Source organism: Labrys sp. (in: a-proteobacteria), assembly GCF_047605565.1.
In the GTDB taxonomy this organism is placed as follows: Bacteria; Pseudomonadota; Alphaproteobacteria; order Rhizobiales; family Labraceae; genus Labrys; species Labrys neptuniae.
In genome coordinates this window covers 1-20,054 of sequence record NZ_JASGFM010000055.1, presented here as the reverse complement: position 1 = coordinate 20,054, position 20,054 = coordinate 1, and the positions used below count along the sequence as shown (strand labels likewise).

17 protein-coding genes are annotated in these 20,054 nt (G+C 64.0%); 8 read left to right on the top strand and 9 right to left on the bottom strand.

Annotation, left to right across the window (positions count from 1 at the left end):
- Window positions 1-162: 162 nt before the first annotated feature.
- The 5 genes from QM672_RS29835 to QM672_RS29815 all read right to left on the bottom strand — a co-directional run bounded on the left by QM672_RS29835 (window position 163) and on the right by QM672_RS29815 (window position 6,814).
- Complete coding sequence (locus QM672_RS29835; protein ID WP_394313816.1) at window positions 163-468, bottom strand: RNA-binding S4 domain-containing protein; 306 nt, start codon at window positions 466-468, stop codon at window positions 163-165.
- A gap of 82 nt (window positions 469-550) precedes the next feature.
- On the bottom strand, window positions 551-4,063 hold the full coding sequence (locus tag QM672_RS29830) for a helicase-related protein (RefSeq protein WP_415086974.1): 3,513 nt from the start codon (window positions 4,061-4,063) through the stop codon (window positions 551-553).
- 856 nt (window positions 4,064-4,919) lie between these two features.
- Window positions 4,920-5,267 carry a hypothetical protein gene (locus QM672_RS29825; RefSeq protein ID WP_415086952.1) on the bottom strand — a complete coding sequence of 116 codons (348 nt, stop codon included), beginning with the start codon at window positions 5,265-5,267 and terminating at the stop codon, window positions 4,920-4,922.
- 215 nt (window positions 5,268-5,482) lie between these two features.
- Window positions 5,483-5,956: a cyclic nucleotide-binding domain-containing protein gene (locus QM672_RS29820; protein WP_367625307.1), complete on the bottom strand. Its 474-nt coding sequence runs from the start codon at window positions 5,954-5,956 to the stop codon at window positions 5,483-5,485.
- 171 nt (window positions 5,957-6,127) lie between these two features.
- Window positions 6,128-6,814 carry a response regulator transcription factor gene (locus tag QM672_RS29815; protein ID WP_105864259.1) on the bottom strand — a complete coding sequence of 229 codons (687 nt, stop codon included), beginning with the start codon at window positions 6,812-6,814 and terminating at the stop codon, window positions 6,128-6,130.
- 299 nt (window positions 6,815-7,113) lie between these two features.
- Between QM672_RS29815 and QM672_RS29810 the strand changes: the two genes are divergently transcribed.
- The 3 genes from QM672_RS29810 to QM672_RS29800 all read left to right on the top strand — a co-directional run bounded on the left by QM672_RS29810 (window position 7,114) and on the right by QM672_RS29800 (window position 9,078).
- The gene (locus tag QM672_RS29810; RefSeq protein ID WP_415086949.1) at window positions 7,114-7,644 is read left to right on the top strand and encodes a L,D-transpeptidase family protein; all 531 of its coding nucleotides are present in this window, start codon (window positions 7,114-7,116) and stop codon (window positions 7,642-7,644) included.
- Between the two features lie 53 nt (window positions 7,645-7,697).
- Window positions 7,698-8,144: a hypothetical protein gene (locus tag QM672_RS29805; protein WP_415086947.1), complete on the top strand. Its 447-nt coding sequence runs from the start codon at window positions 7,698-7,700 to the stop codon at window positions 8,142-8,144.
- Window positions 8,145-8,220: 76 nt separating this feature from the next.
- Window positions 8,221-9,078: a lysozyme inhibitor LprI family protein gene (locus QM672_RS29800; RefSeq protein ID WP_415086945.1), complete on the top strand. Its 858-nt coding sequence runs from the start codon at window positions 8,221-8,223 to the stop codon at window positions 9,076-9,078.
- 203 nt (window positions 9,079-9,281) lie between these two features.
- Here QM672_RS29800 and QM672_RS29795 read toward each other — a convergent pair whose 3' ends face one another.
- Complete coding sequence (locus QM672_RS29795; protein WP_415086943.1) at window positions 9,282-9,944, bottom strand: YggS family pyridoxal phosphate-dependent enzyme; 663 nt, start codon at window positions 9,942-9,944, stop codon at window positions 9,282-9,284.
- 239 nt (window positions 9,945-10,183) lie between these two features.
- Here QM672_RS29795 and QM672_RS29790 point away from each other — a divergent pair, with 239 nt between their 5' ends.
- The 5 genes from QM672_RS29790 (at window position 10,184) to holA (ending at window position 16,828) form a co-directional block, all read left to right on the top strand.
- Entirely contained in the window at window positions 10,184-10,975 is a 792-nt protein-coding gene (locus QM672_RS29790) for a hypothetical protein (protein ID WP_415086941.1), read from the top strand.
- 294 nt (window positions 10,976-11,269) lie between these two features.
- Entirely contained in the window at window positions 11,270-12,349 is a 1,080-nt protein-coding gene (locus QM672_RS29785; RefSeq protein ID WP_415086939.1) for a nucleoside hydrolase, read from the top strand.
- Window positions 12,350-12,640: 291 nt separating this feature from the next.
- Window positions 12,641-15,268 carry a leucine--tRNA ligase gene (leuS, locus tag QM672_RS29780; RefSeq protein ID WP_415086937.1) on the top strand — a complete coding sequence of 876 codons (2,628 nt, stop codon included), beginning with the start codon at window positions 12,641-12,643 and terminating at the stop codon, window positions 15,266-15,268.
- Entirely contained in the window at window positions 15,255-15,785 is a 531-nt protein-coding gene (gene lptE / locus QM672_RS29775) for an LPS assembly lipoprotein LptE (RefSeq protein ID WP_311944200.1), read from the top strand. Before leuS ends, lptE begins: the two co-directional genes overlap by 14 nt.
- A 14-nt stretch (window positions 15,786-15,799) precedes the next feature.
- Window positions 15,800-16,828 (top strand): DNA polymerase III subunit delta, encoded by a 1,029-nt coding sequence (holA, locus tag QM672_RS29770; RefSeq protein ID WP_311944199.1) that lies wholly within the window; start codon window positions 15,800-15,802, stop codon window positions 16,826-16,828.
- Between the two features lie 65 nt (window positions 16,829-16,893).
- On the opposite strand, the gene QM672_RS29765 is transcribed toward holA, so the two are convergent.
- The 3 genes from QM672_RS29765 to sucB all read right to left on the bottom strand — a co-directional run.
- A complete protein-coding gene (locus tag QM672_RS29765) occupies window positions 16,894-17,631 on the bottom strand; it encodes an outer-membrane lipoprotein carrier protein LolA (protein WP_311944197.1) in 738 nt (245 codons plus the stop codon).
- A gap of 239 nt (window positions 17,632-17,870) precedes the next feature.
- On the bottom strand, window positions 17,871-19,271 hold the full coding sequence (lpdA, locus tag QM672_RS29760; protein ID WP_415086934.1) for a dihydrolipoyl dehydrogenase: 1,401 nt from the start codon (window positions 19,269-19,271) through the stop codon (window positions 17,871-17,873).
- Between the two features lie 176 nt (window positions 19,272-19,447).
- A partial coding sequence (gene sucB / locus QM672_RS29755) for a dihydrolipoyllysine-residue succinyltransferase (RefSeq protein WP_415086932.1) occupies window positions 19,448-20,054 on the bottom strand: 607 nt, incomplete at its 5' end.

The window sequence follows — 20,054 nt, the reverse complement described above, 5'->3', positions numbered from 1 at the left end:
CCGATTCGCTCCACGCAGGACAAAGTCCATCCTGTCTATCACGAATATAGGGATTATGGACCGAATCGATAAGGCCCCGGACTAGTGTGTCGATCTCCAGACCGACACACCAATTCTGCTTCAACCGCGCAAAGGCCGCCTATACCGGGATTGCCGATGGCCTCAGGTCACCGCCAGCCGGCCCGGCGGCTCGGGTGACAGGTCCTCGTAGAGCGTCTGGGCCTCGCTCGCCGGGCCGCGTCGATCGCCCAAGGCGAGAACGCGATAGACCCGGACGGTACGCTCCAGGGCGATGGTGAGCACATCGCCCACCTTGACGGCCTTGGCCGGGCTATCCGTGCGCGTGCCGTTGAGGCGGACATGACCGTCCGTCACCAGTTTCGCGGCCAAGGAGCGTGTCTTCACCACGCGTGCGTGCCAGAGCCATTTGTCGATCCGAAGACGATCCTGGCTTCCGGCCTGGCTCATAAGTCGGTTCCCTAGAGCAAAACGCGTTCAGACGCGTCTTTGCGATTCGGGGTGACTCCGTCAAATCGCAAAACGCTGTGGATCAGGTCTTGTCCGGCTTGCCGCCCTGCATCTGCTCCTTGAGGGCGAGCAGCTTGGCGAAAGGCGAATTGGGATCCGGCGCGCGATTGGATTCGCGTCCTCCCTGCGGCTTGGAGTCGCTCGACCAGTTGCGCGGGCGGTCGCCGCCCCGCTCCTGCCGATCGGGCCGCGGGCCACGATCGGGACGCGGTCCGCGGTCGGGACGGGCATCCCCCCGGGGCCGCCCGCCTTCGCTACCCTGCTTGCGCTCGCCGAAGCCCCTGTCCTCCCGCGGCCGGCCATTGCCGCGATCATCGCGGCGCGGCCGGTCGAAGCGGTTGGGCCGGTCACCTTGCCGGGCCTCCGTACCTTCGGCAGGAGCTGCGCCTTCCGCTGGCGCCGGACGACCACGGCGGAAGCCGCCGCCTGCCTCCGGCTTGCGCTCGGCGCCGGGCTGGCGGTTGCCATGCTGGGGACGGCCATGGTGATGCGGACGCTGGTGCCGCTCGAAGCGTGCCGGTCGCCAGACCTCGATCTCAGGTACTTCCTCGACCGCCGCCTCGGCGGCGGGCGTCTCGGAGGAGGTTTCGGCCGTGGTCGCAGCCTCTGCACCTTCGATGCCTTCGCTTGCCTCAGCGGGCTCCTCAGGAGCCGCAGTCTCGGCTCCGGCCGTTTCCTCGACCGGGGCTTCGGAGACCTGAGCCTGCTCGGCTTGAACTTGCTCGATTTGGACCTGCTCGCCTTGGATCTGCTCGGCTTGAGCTTCCTTGCCTTGGGCTTCCTCGGCCAGGGCCTCCGCGATCTGCACTTCCTCGGTCGGAGCCTCGGCGCTGGGCGTGTCGTCGGCCGGCGCGTCGCTCACCGCCTCTCCGGCAGCCTCGGCGACTTCCTGGAAGCTGTGCTCATGCGGCGGCGAGCCGATCGCCTCCATGGCATCGATCTCGGCGGGCGTCGGAGCGGCTTCCTGGCTCGATTCGGCAGCCTCAGCACCGTCCGCAGCCTCAGCCGCGGCAGCCTCGACGGGCGCGGCAGGCTCGGTCGGCGCCGGCAGCCGGATTTCCTGGGTGATCGCCGGGCCCTTGCGCTTGTCGGAGCGATAGCCCAGGCCCCGCAGGATCGAGGCGAAATCCTCGCCCGAGCAGCCGACCAGCGAGGTCATCTGCACGGTGGCGACGAAACCATCCCCATCGGCGGTACCGGCCGGCGGCTGGCCCACCGTGGTGCCGGGGCGATAGGCGATCGCCGGGCGAATGAGGTCGGCGAGGCGCTCGAGAATGTCGACGCGCACCGCCCGCTCGCCGCAGACGCGATAGCCGACCAGGCGATAGAGCCCCTTGTCGATGGTCTTGTCGGCCGGCATGGAGGTCCGGCCCGAGGCCGCCAGATGCGGGATCTCGTCGAGCCCCTTCTGGTCGAGGCCGCCATGGGTGAGAGCCCACAACTGCGCGGCGAGCGCGCGGGGCGCCGGCTTCATCAGCATCGGCAGATAGATGTGATAGGCGCCGAAGCGCACGCCATGCTTGCGCAGCGAAGCGCGCTGATTCTGATCGAGTTGCTTGAGGTCCTCGGCCACCTTGGAGCGATCGAGCACGCCCAGTGCCTCGACGAGCTGGAAGGCGATGCCCTTGGCCAAGCCTTGCAGGTCCTCGGCCTTGTCGAGCAGCAGCAGCGGCCCGAGTAAGCGGGTGATGTGGTTGCCGATCCAGATATCGAGCCGCGTCTGCACGGAATCGCGGGCCGGGCCCGTCAGCTGCTCATCCGCCAGCAAACGGATGCGCGGCGTCAGCGGCTTCTCCCCGCCGATGAGCTTGGCCACGGGCTCGCCGATCCAGCGCACCGTGCCATCCGCCGCCAGGGCGAATTCGGTATCGGGCGCCTGCGCGAATTTCTGGCTGCGCGCGTCGATCTCGCCTGCCAGAGCCTTGGCCGCCGCGGCCCGCAAGGCGCGGCCGCTCTCACCGTCGCCGGCACTCGGGTCGGGCGCGAACTGGAAACCCTGCAGCGTTCCGACATGTTGTCCCTCGACAATCACATCGCCGGTTTTGGTAATTTCAGTCTCAAGCATGGCGTTTTCTCTAAGGCGCCGCATCAGCACGCTGGTGCGACGGTCGACAAAGCGTTGGGCAAGCCGTTCATGCAATGCGTCGGAGAGCTTGTCCTCCACACTGCGTGTCACACCTTGCCAATGAGCGGGGTCTTTCAGCCAGTCAAGCCGATTTGCCGCAAAAGTCCAGGTTCGGATATGGGCGATACGCGTCGAGAGCGTATCGATGTCGCCGTCGGTCCGATCCGACATGGCAACTTGACGGGCGAACCAGTCGTCCGGGACCTTACCCTCCCGCATCAAAAATCCATAGAGATTCGTGATGATGTCGGCATGGGAATGAGGGGAAATCTTGCGATAGTCGGGCAAGCCGGCCACTTCCCACAGCCGCGCCACCGCCTGGCTGCCCTTGGCGAGGCGCCTCACCTCCTCGTCACGGGCGAGGATGGACAGGGCCCGGATGTCGTCGGCGTCGGGAGCCCGGGTCAGTCCTTGCTCCTCGGGCGTTGCCGACAGCGAGGCCTGCAGCGCTTCCAGCGAAGAGAAATTGAGGGCGGGATTGCGCCATTGCAGCACTTTAACGCTGTCGAAGGAATGCCCCTCGATGGCCTCCACCAGTTCAGGCTCGAACGGATCGCAGCGCCCGGTCGAGCCGAAGGTGCCGTCGCGGACATGGCGCCCGGCGCGGCCGGCGATCTGGCCGAACTCGGCGGGCGTCAGGCGGCGGAACTGGTAGCCGTCGAATTTGCGGTCGCCGGCAAAGGCGACATGGTCAACGTCGAGATTGAGGCCCATGCCGATGGCGTCGGTGGCGACCAGGAAGTCGACATCGCCGTTCTGATACATCGCCACCTGGGCATTGCGGGTGCGCGGCGACAGGGCACCCAGCACCACGGCGGCGCCGCCGCGCTGGCGGCGGATCAGTTCGGCGATGGCATAGACCTCGTCGGCCGAGAAGGCCACGATGGCGGTGCGCCGTGGCAGGCGCGTCAGCTTTCGGTCGCCGGCGAACAGGAGATGGGACAGGCGCGGCCGCGTCACCACATTCACGCCCGGGATCAGCTTCTCGACGATCGGCTTCATCGTCGCCGAGCCGAGCAGCAGCGTCTCATGCGTGCCGCGCCGGTTGAGCAGCCGGTCGGTGAAGACATGCCCGCGCTCGAGATCGGCGGCGATCTGGATCTCGTCGAGCGCCACGAACGGCACTTCGAGGTCCCGCGGCATGGCCTCCGCCGTCGCCACCCAATAGCGGGCCTTGTCGGGCTTGATCTTCTCCTCGCCGGTCACGAGCGCCACGAACTCGGCGCCCACACGCTCCACCAGCTTGTTGTAGACCTCGCGCGCCAGCAGCCGCAGCGGCAGGCCGATGATACCGGCGCCATGGCCGAGCAGGCGCTCGATGGCCAGATAGGTCTTGCCGGTATTGGTCGGCCCCAGCACCGCTGTAACACCGCGGGCGCGCACGGATGGGGGCAGGATGGGAGGCAGCATCAAGGTCGGCGGTCTTTCGGGCGTCATTTCGCAGAGCAAAGCGCGTTTCGGCGGCAACGCTTCCTGGCTCTAACTCGTTGTTTCCAAGCCAATCCAATCGATTGGCCAGAGCGTCTTTGAGATTTGGCCTGCTTTGGTCAAATCTCAAGACGCCTTGAGGGAAGCCGGAGCACCCCGTTTTCAGGATTCGCCAGACACCCAATGCCCCGCGACGTCAAGGAAATACGGCTTTTGTGCGCATTTCCTGCATTCTGGTACCAGACACATATCATTCTGTCTCGCCATGAAACGCAAATATGGGCGTGAATGGCCGAAATTTAACCCCCCGAACGAGACTGGAACGGAAGGCGCCCGAATCGCTGCCCGGGCGAAATTCCCGCTTCACTCGTCTGTCGTCGGCAGGCATGCACGATTGGTGCGCCATGTCTGAACAGGGTTAAGGACGGGCCTGGCCAATGCCGGCAATGCGAGGAACTCGTTCCCATTTTGGGTCGAGCTTTCGGCATTTCGTGGTGGGTCGTTAATGTTGGGAACGGCCTTTGAACGAAGCGGGAGCGAATCACCGACCGTCCCGCCGGGCCGCGTTCCGCAATCCCCGAAAGCCTCGCGCCGAGCAATGCAGCTTCGCACCTGCCTCCCTTCGTCCATGGAGAAAGCGTTGCAGCCACTTCCTTCCGGCCGGCATGGATTAATTCCCGGAATGGGCCACCCGGCCTGGTTTTCGGCAGCGCAGCTTAAGGCCTGGTACGGGCATGGAACAAAGGGCGCCCGAATCACCGACTTCGTCCGGCAAAAAACGGGCCGGTCGTGAGACCGGCCCGCGAACCACGTCGTCTTTAGGTGACGAAGCGCGCTCCTACCAGCGATGCCAACGGCGATGGCCCCATCCCCAGCCCCGATGGTGATAGTAGCGGGGGCGATAATAGGGACGGTAATAGGGCCGATAATAATGACGCCGGTAGTAGGGGCGATAATAGGGGCGGTAGTAATGGCGCCTGTAATAGGGACGGTAATGGTAGCGGTAATAGGGACGCCAATGGCGGCGATGGCGGATAGTCTGGACCAAGCCGTTATTCAGCGCCTGACCGTCGGCTCTGGTTTGGCCGGCGGGGGCGATGGGCATGGCCGATGAACTCTGGGCGGTCGCAAAGAAACCAATCGCAGCAAAGCAAGCTGCGAAGATCAACCCGATAGGCGTTCTCATCCTGCACTCTCCTTGACCGTTTTACGGCTCGGTAATAACGCCAGGCACCGTAAAGACGCGTCGAAACAATGAGGGTTTCTGGGTATCGAATTTAGCAGGCAGCGGCTGAACCGTAGCTGAACGACACAGGTGCATGTCCCGCAGTGGAACAACTTGAGCCTATTGCAGCCAACACTTTAGGAAAGCGAACAGCACTGGAACGAAAAGCGAGCGAATCAGCTTTCCTCGTCATGATGGTCGATGCCGATACGGCGCAGGCGGTCCTTCACCCCGGCCAGCTCGCTCGACATGTCCTGCACGCGGCGGCGAACCTCGTCGGCGATGCGGGCCGCCGTCGCCGGATATTCCTCCAACGTGCGCCTGAACATCTGGCGCGACACGCGCAGCACCACGCTGGCCTCCCGCGCGATCGCCGTGGTGGGACGGCGGGTTTCCGACAGCAGGGCCATTTCGCCGATCAGGGTGCCGGGTCCGACGATGGCAGTGGCGACGTCGTCGTCGATCAGCGTGATCGCGCCCGAGGCGACGACGAAGCCATATTCGGAGATGTCGTCCTTGCGAAACAGCGTGTCGCCGGCACGCAGCCGTCTGGTCTCGGACGAGAAGGCGAGCAGGCGCAGGGCATCACGGTCCATGGAGCGGAACAGCGCCACTCTTTCCAGCAATGCCATATCGTCTTCGAGCGCCATCTGCGGCCTTGGGTTCGGAAGGAAACGTCCTACGCGCAAACAATAATTCACACCATCATTGCGAGCGTAACGAAGCAATCCAGGCAAAGGGCTGGGACCCTGCCCCCTTGATTGCTTCACTGCGTTCGCAATGACGAGATTCCAGCCACACGATCACGTGCAGTGACGATCTCACGGCACGAGCTTGTAGCCGCCGCCCTCGGTCACCAGCAAGGCCGCGTTGGAGGGATCTTTCTCGATCTTCTGCCGCAGGCGGTAGATATGGGTTTCGAGCGTATGGGTGGTCACGCCCGAATTATAGCCCCAGACCTCCTGCAGCAGCACATCGCGCTGCACCGCCTTCTGGCCAGAACGATAGAGATAGCGCAGGATCGAGGTTTCCTTCTCGGTCAGCCGGACCTTGGAACCCTTGTCGGTCAACAGGAGCTTGGAGGCCGGCTTGAAGGTGAAGGGGCCGATGTTGAACACGGCATCCTCGCTCGTCTCGTGCTGGCGCAGATGGGCGCGCACACGCGCCAGCAGCACGGCAAAGCGAAAGGGCTTGACGACATAGTCGTTCGCGCCGGCTTCGAGGCCAAGAATGGTATCGGCATCGGAATCATGGCCGGTCAGCATGATGATCGGTGACTTGAAGCCGTTCTTGCGCAGCAGCTTGACCGCTTCCCGCCCATCCATATCAGGCAGGCCGACATCCATGATCACCAGATCGAGATGGTCTGTCTTGGCGATCTGGACCGCGCGGCTGGCGGATTCGGCCTGATCGATCTCGAATTCGTCATAAAGCGCCAATTGCTCGGCCAGCGCCTGGCGCAGTTCATTATCATCGTCGACGATCAGAATTTTGCGGCTGCCGGACATGACATTCCCCAGAAGGCGAAAGCGATCGATCAGGAGGAATCTGCCAGGGCGCTCGGCGTGCGCGGCAGGAAACCCGGTATGCTTTCGCGCTTTGAATACCAAAGCAGAGCGCGTTTTAGCGAAAACGCCCTTTTGCTCCGGCTCTTTGTCTTGACGCGTCTTTACGATTCTTGGTGATTCCGACAAATCGCAAAACGCTTTAGCGCTCTATCGCATTATGACGGCGTGCGCCATGATTTGTGAATCGCATGACGGCACTTTCGACAGGGATTTGCGGTGAAAAATTTGGAAGTCGGCCCTTGAAGCACAAGATCGATCTCATTCGCGTGCAGGCATCCCCGCTTTCGCGCAGCCGTGGCCGCCTGACGGTGGGCGGGGTTTCCTATCCCTGCGTGCTGGGCCGCAGCGGCATTGCCGTCACCAAACGGGAGGGAGATGGCGTCACCCCCCGGGCCGTGCTGCCGCTCCGCGGTCTGTTCCAGCGGCTGGACCGCGCCCCCCGCATTCCCAGCCAATTGCCCTTCCGCGCCATTCGCCCGCAGGATGCCTGGTGCGACGACGCCTGCGACCGACGCTACAACACGCTGATCCAGCGCCCCCTCGACCAGAACGCCGAGGAAAGGCTGGCCCGCGGAGACCGGCTCTACGACGTCATCGTGCCGCTCGGCTGGAACGATGCACCGATCGTCAGGGGGCGGGGCAGCGCCATTTTCTGGCATGTTTCCCGTGAGAACAACGCGCCGACCGCCGGCTGCGTCGCCGTGGCACCGGAGGTGTTCCGCAAGGTGCTGCCGAGACTGTCGCGCCGTGCCGTGATGGTCATCGACTGACGGAGGCGTCCGCTCCGCGACGTCGGCAGGATATTTCATAGCAAGGATTATTGATGAAACAGATCATTTTCGCAGCAGCCGGCTGTGCGATTGCCGCCCTGGCTTTCGCCGATGCGACGGCGGCCATGAGCATGCAGGATACCGCTGCCGGCACCTATGTCCGCCGGGAAAACGGCGAAGCCACGCTCATCGTCAAGCGCACCGGCGAGCATTGGCGGGTAAGTGCCGCCGTCGGCGGCGTTCCGAACGGCGCGGCAACGGTTGCCGATTGCGGCTTCATTGCCGAAGGCTCGATCACGGGCCACGCCTTCGAAGGCAAGGTCACCCGCGTCAACATCGTGGCCGGCCTCGATGAACAGGGTGATGCGGCCAAGCCCGGTCTCGGCTTCTCCTTCTCCATCGACAAGGGCGCGATCACGGTTCGTGGCGCCGATGCCGCTGCCATCTGCGGCGGCGAGGGCAGCCTGATAGACGGCACCTACCCGCGCAGAAGCCGCTGACGCCTGAACTTTCCCGCTCGCCTTGCCCCCGACTCCGCTGCCGCTCCTCCTTCGCCCTTTCCTTGGAACATCCGCAATGAAACGCCTGGCTTTCAGCATCGCTGCCCTGACCGTGCTCCACACCCTGCCCGCCCACGCTATCGACTGCAAGAAGGCCTCGACCTCGATCGAACGCCGCATCTGCGCCGACAAATCGTTGCGGCAGGCGGATGCCGCCATGGGCGTGGCCTATGCCAGGATCCTCAAGGCCAGCCAGGATCCCGAGATCCGCGCCATGCTGATCGAAAGCCAGAAACACTGGCTGGCACGGCGGGATCTTCGTCTCGATCAGGAGGACGGAGCGGAAGGTGCCGAAGATAGCGGCGAGGAAGCACCCAAAAACAATCTCCTCAAGGCAATCCAGGCGCGCACCGCGGATTTGGCCGAATTCTCCAAGACCGATGCCAAGCTGCCGCGGCTGATCGAGATCGCCCTCAAGCAACGCCGGTTCAACGCCCAATTCACCGGAGGCCCCTTCGCGGGCTACAGCGCGGATTGCGACTTTCTGCCGAGTGGCAGTGATCAGATCTATACCTGCCTGGGAACGCGCACCTACCAGAACGAGGACCGGGTCTGCTCCGTGACGACGGACTTCGCCACCAACGCGCTCTACATCACCCAGACCGTGGCCGAGGTCTCCGATGGCAAGCTCAAGACGATCGCGACCTGCGGCGACGAGAACGGCAGCAGCCCCTGCCCCGACGGCCAGCCTTCTGCCGACCGGCACTGGACCCTCCAGCCGGCTGCAACCGCCAATGCCAGCGGCACGAACACACCGTCGCCCAAGATCAGCGCCGATCTCGGCGAGGATGAGGACAGCCCCTGGTTGCGCGCCTGCCTGACCGACAAGAGCTATCCTCTTGCCGATCCCGCCAGCGACGGCAGCAAGAAATAGCGGTCCCACACCTCCCAACGGAGCATTATCGCAATAAGATCAACGGACTATGTCGGGCCTGTCATTCCCGGCGCCGCTGCAAGCGGCGGAAAGGGAATCCAGGGGCTAAAGGGATATATGCGTGGCCCCTGGATCCCCTTCCCGGAGCCAAAGGCACCGCCGGGGATGACATGCGCGATTTCTCGAAAAGCCCGGAAAAGGGCTCAGCGCGTCCCGAAGATGGCGCTGCCCACACGCACATGGGTGGCGCCAACCTCGATGGCCGTCTCGAAATCGCTCGACATGCCCATGGACAGCATCGAAAGCCCGTTGCGGGCAGCGATCTTGGCGAGCAGGGCGAAATGCGGTCCGGGCGACTGCTCGAACGGGGGGATGCACATCAGCCCGTCGATGACGAGACCATAGTCATCCCGGCAGGCCGCAATGAAGGCATCGGCCTCCTGGGGCGCGACACCGGCCTTCTGGGCTTCCTCGCCGGTATTGACCTGCACCAGCAGGCGCGGCGCCTTGCCTTGCCTGGCGATTTCCTTGGCGAGCGCCTGGGCCACGGAAGAGCGATCGACCGTGTGGATCACATCGAACAGGGCCACCGCTTCCTTGGCCTTGTTGGACTGCAGCGGACCAATGAGGTGAAGCTCGATATCGGGATAGACAGCCTTGAGAGCAGGCCATTTGCCCTGCGCCTCCTGCACGCGATTCTCGCCGAAGACCCGCTGGCCCGCGGCAAGCACCGGCTCGATCGCTTCCGGCCCGAACGTCTTGGAAACGGCGATCAGGGTCACCGCGCCTGCAGGGCGCAGCGCGTCGGCCTCAGCGCGGGCGATGGCAAGGCGAACCTCCGCAAGGCGGGCCGGAGCGTCGGACATGGCATGATTTCCAGAAAGTGGCGAAAGGACGAAACAGGCCTCCGACATAATAGGACGGACGGGCTATTGCTACCGGAACCTAGCCGGACCATGCTAAAAGCCCCGCATGGACAAGGGTTGCCTAGAGCAAAGCGCGTTTGGACGAAAACGCTATTTTGCTCTAGCTCTTTGATTCGACGCGTCTTTGCGATTCTTGGTGAAACGACCAAATCACAAAACGCTTTGCGGAGGGCAGGCCGATGATGCAATTCAAGGTGGCCAAATCGATCTTGGCAAGAAGCACCCTGGCAGCGCTCCTGATCTGCGGACTTGGACGGGCAGCCTTCTCCCTCGACATCGGCCCGACCACGATTTCCGTGCCGGTCTTCGGCATTCCCCTCGACATTCCGATCCAGGCTTCCCTCGACAGCAAGAGCGAGGCGGACGGCGTCCAGCTCGATCTCGCCGTTACCGGCGACCTGAAATCGCTGCAGGACAATGCCCTGGCGATCGCGCGCAAATTGCCGTTTCCCGCGGATGCCTGTGCCCGCAAGGGCCCCAATCTCGTGGTCAACAGCATCGATAGCGCCCATATTCGGGCCGAAGGCGATACGGCGGTGATCGACGTTGCCGGCAAGGTGACGGCCTGGGGCTGCGCCAAGGTGCTGGGACAGAAGATCAAGACCAAGATCGCCACCGACCGGATTGCCATCACCATCCCGGTCGAGCTCTACATCCCGACGCCGCGCCAGGTCGCCTTGCGGGTGAAGGGAGAAGCCTCGATCAAGACGGGCGATCCGCAAATCACCGAAATCGCGACCGCCCTACTCGGCAATCTCAACCAGCGCTTCACCGTTGCCGTGGCCAAGGCCCTCGACGAGGACAAGGCCCGGGCCTCCGTGCCGGCGATACCGGGCCTCGACGTCAAGATCGAGCGGGCCGTCTTTGCCCAGGATCAGGACAAGCTGCTGGTCAAGGCCAAGGCCGACGGTCACGCTACGTCAGCCGCTTTCGAGAGCCTGATCGGGCTGACGGGCAAGAAAGCGCCGTAATACGATTGTTGCGCCTCCCGTTTGAACGGTAGCAGGCGTGTCCGCCTCTCTTACCCCCTTCCATACCAGCATGGCTTGGTGGCAGATCGCCTGAAAGCCGTTGCCCGAGCGCTTCCGGCACGCCCTAATCGAGGGAATCGACTTTCTTCGCCGGGCAGGCTTGGCGCATGCCGGCTTGCCATCCCCTGTTACAGGCTCGAATGTGGCGTTGCCGCCACTCGAGCGGCATGGCCCGCCATTCTTCAGGCGCGGCCAGACAATTGGATCAGGAGGAAATTTTCGATGAAGCGATTAATGGCCGCTCTTGTACTGGCCGCGGGTGCATTTCTGGCCTCGCCCGCCCAGGCGGCTCCCGAAAAGATCATTCTCGACACGGATTTCTCGACGATCGGCGATGACGGCCAAGTGCTGATCATGGCGGCCCAGTTGCAGAAGGACAAGGCGATAGACCTTCTGGGCGTCACCGTGGTCACCGGCAATGATTGGCTGAAGCAAGAAGTCGCCGATGCCCTGCGCGCCATCGAACGCCTCGGCATCGAGGACAGGGTCGGCGTCTATGCCGGCGCGAACCTGCCCCTCGTTCACGATCCCAGGAGCTTCGAGCACGAGCGTGCGCTGTTCGGCTTCGGGGAGAGCTACAAGACCTCGTTCCATCGCCCGCAGCCCAAGGAGGCCGACCTGATCGCCCCGCCGGACGGCTTCGCCAAGAAGGCGAAGCCGCGCAAGGAGGATGCTGTCGACTTCATCGTGGAGACGATCAAGGCCAATCCGCACGAAGTCTCACTGCTGGTGATCGGGCCGGCCACCAACATCGCCCTGGCGATCCGCAAGAATCCGGAAATCGTGCCGCTGATCAAGCGTATCGTCTACATGGCCGGCGCGGTCGACGTGAAGGGCAATACCACGCCCGCCGCCGAAATGAATGTCTGGATCGATCCGGAGGCCGCCCGTATCGTCATGCGCGAGCCGATCGAACAGGCCCTCATTCCCCTTGATGTCACCGACATCACCCAGATCGGCAAGCCCGAATTCGACCGCCTCACCGCCGGCGAAGGCCCGGTTCAGAAGCTCTTCCGGGACAGCTGGATGGCCAAGAAGTTCGCCAAGGACGACAAGGCCAAGGCCAGCGTGTTCGATACGCTCGCCCTCGCCTATCTGGTCGATCCGAGCTACGCGACCAAGGTCGACGATCTCTATATCGACGTCGATGTGGCGTTCGGGCCGGGCTATGGCCGCACGCTCGGCTATTGGCAGAAGCAGCCGACGGACCTCCTGCAGAAGGTGAAGGTGGTCAAGCAGTTCGACAACAAGCGCTTCTTCGACTTCTACGTCGATCTCCTGACCCGTCCGGTGCCGGTCAAGCTCGCCGAGTAGGCAGGGTCTGTCCGACGTTCGGCCGTCGACGTCGGCTCAACCCTTGTCATTGCCGGGCTCGACCCGGCTATCCAGCTCTCGTTTCCAGCGCGGAAATCCGTCGGCGCTGGATGCCCGGGTCAAGCCTGGGCATGACAAAACCGTGCCTGTGCCGACCCTGTCGGGTGATTTCCCGCAGATTCTTCAGGCCTTCGAAAGGAGACGAGGCTAGCTTTGCACCGCCGCGCCCGCTAAAAGCGGCGTTTCAAAATCAACTTTCAGTTGACATTCAACCTCCGAGTTCCCTTCCCCATGACCACCGAGCGCTATAACGCCCGCGACGCCGAGCCCAGATGGCAGAAGACCTGGGCCGACCAGGCGATCTTCGAAACCAGGAATGAGGATCCGCGTCCGCGCTACTACGTGCTCGAGATGTTCCCCTATCCCTCCGGGCGCATCCATATGGGTCATGTGCGCAACTACACCATGGGCGATGTGGTGGCGCGCTATCGCCGGGCCAAGGGCTTCAACGTGCTGCACCCGATGGGTTGGGACGCCTTCGGCATGCCGGCCGAGAATGCTGCGATGCAGAACAAGACGCATCCGGCCAAATGGACCTATGCCAATATCGACACCATGCGCGGCCAGCTCAAATCGATGGGCCTGTCGCTGGACTGGAGCCGCGAGATCGCGACCTGCGATCCTTCCTATTATCGCCACCAGCAGGCGATGTTCCTGGATTTCCTGCAGGCAGGCCTGGTGGAGCGCAAGATCTCCAAGGTCAATTGGGATCCTGTCGACCACACCGTGCTGGCCAATGAGCAGGTGATCGACGGCCGCGGCTGGCGCTCGGGCGCCCTGGTCGAGCAGCGCGAGCTGACCCAGTGGTTCTTCAAGATCACCGATTACTCGCAGGACCTGCTCTCGGCCCTGGACACGCTGGATCGCTGGCCGGAGAAGGTCCGGCTGATGCAGAAGAACTGGATCGGCAAGTCGGAAGGCTTGCAGGTGCGCTTCGAGCTCGACGCGGCCACCGCGCCTGCGGGCGAGAACGAACTGCTGATCTACACCACGCGCCCCGACACGCTGTTCGGCGCCAAGTTCATGGCGATCGCGGCCGATCATCCGCTCGCCAAGGCCGCTGCGGCGAACAATCCGGAACTGGCTGCGTTCATCGAGGAGATCCAGCGCACGGGCACCTCGGCAGCCGTGATCGAAACGGCCGAGAAGAAGGGCTTCGACACCGGCATCCGCGCCGTGCATCCCTTCGATCCGGACTGGAAGCTGCCGGTCTACGTCGCCAATTTCGTGCTGATGGAATACGGCACGGGCGCCATCTTCGGCTGCCCGGCGCATGACCAGCGCGACCTCGACTTCGTCAATGCCTATGGCCTGGGCAACACGCCGGTGGTGTGCCCGCCCGACCAGGACCCGGCCAGCTTCGTGATCACCGACGTCGCCTATGACGGCGACGGGTTGATGATCAATTCGCGTTTCCTCGACGGCATGACCATCGAGCAAGCCAAGGAAGAGGTCGCCCGTCGCCTGGAAAGCCGGACGCATGGCAATGCACCCGTGGCCGAGCGCAAGGTCAATTTCCGCCTGCGCGACTGGGGCATTTCGCGCCAGCGCTACTGGGGTTGCCCGATCCCGGTGATCCATTGCGAGGTCTGCGGCGTGGTGCCGGTGCCCAAGAAGGATCTGCCGGTCAAGCTGCCCGACGACGTCACCTTCGATCGGCCCGGCAATCCGCTCGACCATCATCCGACCTGGCGCCATGTCGACTGCCCGCAATGCGGCAAGCCGGCCCGTCGCGAGACGGACACGATGGACACCTTCGTCGACTCCTCCTGGTATTTCGCCCGGTTCACCGATCCGTGGATCGAGACGGCGCCGACGGTGCGCAAGGAAGCCGATGCCTGGCTGCCGGTCGACCAATATATCGGCGGCATCGAGCACGCCATCCTGCATCTGCTCTATAGCCGCTTCTTCGTGCGCGCCATGAAGAAGACCGGCCATGTCGGCCTGGACGAGCCCTTCAAGGGCCTGTTCACCCAGGGCATGGTGGTGCACGAGACCTACCGCGCTGAAAATGGCGAATGGGTGGTGCCGGCCGACGTGCGCATCGAGGGCGACGGTGCCGAGCGCCGCGCCTTCAACAACCGCACCGGCGAGCCGGTCGAGATCGGCTCGATCGAGAAGATGTCGAAGTCGAAGAAGAATGTCGTCGACCCCGACGACATCATCGCCGACTACGGCGCCGATACTGCGCGCTGGTTCATGCTGTCGGATTCGCCGCCCGAGCGCGACGTCATCTGGACCGAGGACGGCGTCCAGGGCGCCGGCCGCTTCGTGCAGCGCATCTGGCGCATCGTCAACGAGATCGCCGCCCATTCGGCCTCACCGGCTAGCCCTGCCGCAAGCGAGGATGACATCCTCGCCGTGCGCAAGGCGGCGCACCGCGCCCTGGCAGCCGTCGAAGGCGATATCGAACGTCTCGGCTTTAACCGCTGCGTGGCGCATATCTACACGCTGGTGAACAGCCTCGGCCGCACGCTGGACGGCACCAAGAACGGCGAGGCCGTGCCTGCCAATCTGGCCGCTGCGCTGAAGGAAGCCGGCGTCATGTTGGTGCAGTTGATCGCGCCGATGATGCCCCATCTGGCCGAGGAATGCTGGAGCGTGCTCGGCGGTCAGGGCCTGGTGGCGCAGGCCTCCTGGCCGGTGGCCGATCCTGCGCTGCTGGAGGACGATACCGTCACCCTGCCAGTGCAGTTCAACGGCAAGAAGCGGGCCGATCTGACGGTGCCGAAATCGGCATCGCCAAAGGAAGTCGAAGCTGCCACATTGGCGAACGAAACCGTCCAGCGCGTGCTGGAAGGGCGCGCTCCCAAGAAGATCATCGTGGTGCCGGGAAGGATTGTGAATGTCGTCGTCTAGTCAGACCTCGCGCCGCGGCGCGCTGTTGGCCCTCGCCCTCCTGCCGGCGGTGATGCTGGGTGGCTGCTTCCGTCCGATGCTGGCCGAGCCCGGCAACGGTTCGCCTGGGCTGAAGGGGAGGCTTGCCGCCATCGCCATCGACCCGGTCGAGGATCGTGTCGGCCAGCAGGTGCGCAACCGGCTGTCGTTCAATCTCACGGGCGGCGCCGAGGCTCCGCCGGCGCGCTACCGGCTGGTGCTTGTAACCTCCTCCAGCTCCGATTCGGCGCTGGTCGACGCGCTGAACGCCACGCCGCAAATCGACACGGTGACACTGACGACCGACTACACGCTGCTCGACCCGGCCACGGACAAGATCCTGCTCAAGGCGAAGAACTTCACGCGCAAGTCCTATAATTCCGGCCTGCAGCGTTTCGCCACCGTGCGTGCCCGACGCGATGCGGAGAACGATGCGGCCGACGTGATGGCTGACCAGATCCGCCTGAGGTTGGCGACCTGGCTCGCCGACCATCCCTGATGGCTGATTGAGACATGGCCTCCATCGAACGGCGCGCCGTCGATGCCTTCATCAAGAAGCCGGACGCCCATTTCGCGGTGATCATGGTCTATGGGCCGGATACCGGCCTGGTGAGCGAGCGGGTGCGTGCCCTGGTCGCGGCCTCGGTCGACGATGTCGAGGATCCCTTCCAGCTCGTTCGCCTTGACGGCGACGAGATCAGCAGTGATCCGGCGCGGCTCGCCGACGAGGTCTTCACCATTCCCCTCTTCGGCGGACGCCGCGCCGTACGCCTGCGCGCCGGCAGCCGCAACATCGTGCCGGCGGTCGAGCCCGTGCTCGCCAACCCGCCGACAGCCTGCCGGGTGGTGATCGAGGCGGGCGACCTCAAGAAGAACCATGCCCTGGTCTCCTTGGTGGAGAAGTCCCGCGCCGGGGCGGTGATCGCCTGTTTCGGCGACGAGAATGCCAATATCGGCCAGATCATTGCCGAGGAAGTCGCCATTTCAGGCCTCACCATCGCGCCCGAAGCCCGGGAGACGCTGATCGGGCTTCTCGGCGGCGATCGCCTGGCGACCCGCAGCGAATTGAAGAAACTCACGCTCTACGCCCATGGCGCCGGGCGCATCGAGCTCAGCGACGTCGAGGCCGTGGTGGGCGATGCCAGTGCGCTCGCCACCGACGAGATCATCGATGCCGCCTTTTCCGGCCGGGCGGATCTGCTCGATTCCACCCTCGCCAAGGCCTGGAACGAAGGCGTCAACACCTCGCAGCTGGCGGGTACGGCCCTGCGTCACGCACTCCTGCTTCACCGCCTGCGCGGGGAGGTCGAGAAGGGCCGCCCGGCCGCCAATGTGGTCGATTCGATGGGCATGCAGGTACATTTCCGCCGCAAGGCCGGCGTCTCGGCTCAGCTCTCTGCCCTGACCATGGCTCGGCTCGACCGCATCGTAGCCGATCTGTCGGAAGCCGTGCTCGATGCCCGCCGCAACGCCGTTCTGGGGCAGGCCATCGTCTCGCGCGCCTTGATGCGGATCGCCCTGATGGCGAAACCTCGGAGGTAACCCGGGCGCGCGCTGTACGAATTCGCATTGAGACGCCTGTGATGGGGCGCCCTGCTCCCGCCCGGCTACTTCAGGATCTTGGTCTGGTCGATATAGAAGATCTTGTCCGGCAGCTGCAGCTTGCGGTCGATGCCGGAGATCGTCACCGTGGTGTCGTAGCCCTGCGGATCGGTGACGGTCCACTGCTTCAGCTCGTAATTCGGTGCCGGAAAGGTCAGCTGGATGCGCGACTTGCCGCCGCTGGCAGCCGAGCCCTCCTCCAGGATGACGCTGATTCCGGCCGGCTCGCGGCCGACCGCCAGCACTCTGGAATCCTCGATCAGGTCGAGCCTGTCGGCCAAAAGGAAGCGCAGCGGCGTCTGCTTGATGAAATAGAGATCCTGGGTGTTGAGCTTGCGGTTGCGCACGGCCACGGAGGTGCCGTCGGCCAGGAGTTGCAGCGAGGACGGCGGGTCGTAGTCGAAGCGCATGCGGCCGGGCTTGGAGACCCAGAACTTGCCGTTGATGCGCTTGCCGTCCGAACCGACCTGCACGAAATTGCCGGAGAAGAATTTGATATTGTTGAAATAGCTGTCGATCTGGTCGAGCGTCGCCTTGTCGGCCGCACTCAGCGCCTTGGGATTGATGCGATGGGTGTCGATCTCGAGCGGCTGATTGGCGGCGACCAGGTCGGCCGGCGGCAACGCATCCGCGGGAGCAGGCGCCGTTTCGGCAGGCGGCGTGCCTGACTCGTTCTGCGCATAGGCTGTGCCGGCCAGCAAGGACAGGCTAAGAGCGACGAGAACGGTACGGGCAAAAGGCATTGCAAACTCCGGGACGGCCGGCCTGAGGGACCGGAACCGGCGACAGAAACAGTGTGGGCACACTTCATAGCGTTTTGCGATTCGACGGTCTCACCAAGAATCGCAAAGACGCGTCAAAGCGAAGAACTAGAGCAAAGCGGCGTTTTCACCAAACGCGCTTTGCTCTGGGAAGTGTGCCCTAAAGCGTGTCTATGGCCTTTTAGCGGCTTTGTGACAACAAAGCGGTGCAGAAGCCGCGATCAAATATGGATCGCGCGCCCCTCGACGGCCAGCGCCGCCTCCTTGACGGCTTCCGACATGGTCGGATGCGCGTGGCAGGAACGGGCGAGATCCTCGGAGGAGCCGGTGAACTCCATCAGCACCACGCCCTCATGGATCATCTCGCCGGCGCCGGCGCCGAGGATATGCACGCCGAGCACGCGGTCGGTGGTCGCATCCGCAATCACCTTGACGAAGCCTTCGGTGGTGCGGTTGGCGCGGGCACGGCCATTGGCGGTGAAGGGGAACTTGCCGACCTTGTAGGCGATGCCGGCCGATTTGAGCTCTTCCTCGGTCTTCCCCACCGAAGCGATCTCGGGATAGGTGTAGACCACCGCCGGAATGACGTCGTAATTCACATGGCCGTGCTGGCCCGCCAGGATCTCGGCGACGGCGATGCCCTCGTCCTCGCCCTTATGCGCCAGCATCGGCCCGCGCACCACGTCGCCGATGGCGTAGATGCCGGGGACATTGGTGGCGAAATGATCGTCGATGATCACGCGTCCGCGCTCGGTGACGACGCCGGCTTCCTCCAGGCCGAGGCCGTCCGTATAGGGGCGGCGGCCGGTGGCGACGAGGACGATGTCGGCCGCGATGGTCTGCTTGTCACCGCCGGCGACCGGCTCCACGGAAACGACGGCACCCGAGGCGCTGGTCTCGACGCCGGTCACCTTGGTGGCAAGCTTGAATTCGATGCCCTGGCGGCCGAGCAAGCGCTGGGCCTGCTTGGCGACTTCCAGATCCATGCCCGGCAGGATGCGATCGAGGAACTCCACCACGGTGACCTCGGCGCCGAGGCGGCGCCAGACCGAGCCGAGCTCGAGGCCGATGACGCCGGCGCCGATGACGACCAGCTTCTTGGGCACGGCAGCCAGTTCGAGTGCGCCCGTGGAGGAGACCACGGTCTTCTCATCGATGGTGACGCCGGGGAGCTGCGCAACGTCCGAGCCCGTGGCGATCACGATCGACTTGGTGTCCAGCGTCTGTTTCGAACCGTCTTCGGCCGTCACTTCGACCTTGCCGGCAGCCAGGATCTTGCCGGTGCCGCGATAAGCCGTGATCTTGTTCTTCTTGAACAGGAAGGCAACGCCCTGGACGTTGGCGTCCACGGTCTCCTGCTTGTGCTTCAGCATCTGGGGCAGATTGAGCACCGGCGCGGGGACTTCGATACCGAAGGCCTTGAAACCATGCCCGGCCTCGTCGAACAATTCGGAGGCGTGCAGCAGCGCCTTGGACGGGATGCAGCCGACATTGAGGCAGGTGCCGCCATAGGTGGCGCGCTTCTCGACCACGGCGACATTCATGCCGAGCTGGGCGGCGCGGATGGCGCAGACATAGCCGCCGGGGCCAGTGCCGATAACGACGAGATCATGAGAGGGCATGGGGGCTCGCTTTCACTTCACCCTCCCCTGTAGGGGGAGGGTCGGCCGAAGGCCGGGGTGGGGTGACTTCCGCGCGCACCAACTGGATAAGGCGCGGCGGTTCTCCGCAACATCGAACCACCACCCCACCCCGACGCTGCGCGTCGACCCTCCCCCTTCCAGGGGAGGGTGAAGATTTACAGGTCCAGCACGAGGCGAGCCGGATCCTCCAGGCTCTCCTTCACGCGCACCAGGAAGGTGACCGCTTCCTTGCCGTCGATGATGCGGTGATCATAGGACAGCGCCAGATACATCATCGGGCGTGCCACGATCTGGCCACCGACCACCATCGGGCGCTCCTGAATCTTGTGCATGCCGAGAATGGCCGACTGGGGCGCATTGAGGATCGGCGTCGACATCAGTGAACCATAGACGCCGCCATTGGAGATGGTGAAGGTGCCGCCCTGCATCTCCTCGATCTTGAGCTGGCCGTCACGGGCCCGCTTGCCGAAATCGGCAATGGTCTTTTCGATGCCGGCCAGGCCGAGCGTCTCGGCATCTCGGATCACCGGCACGACGAGGCCCTTGTCGGTGCCGACGGCGACGCCGACATGGCAATAGTTCTTGTAGATGATGTCCTGCCCGTCGATCTCGGCATTGACCGCCGGCATCTCCTTGAGGGCCTGGGTGCAAGCCCGCACGAAGAAGGACATGAAGCCGAGCTTCACGCCATGCTTCTTCTCGAACAGGTCCTTGTACTGGTTGCGCAGCGCCATGACGTTGGTCATGTCGACCTCGTTGAAG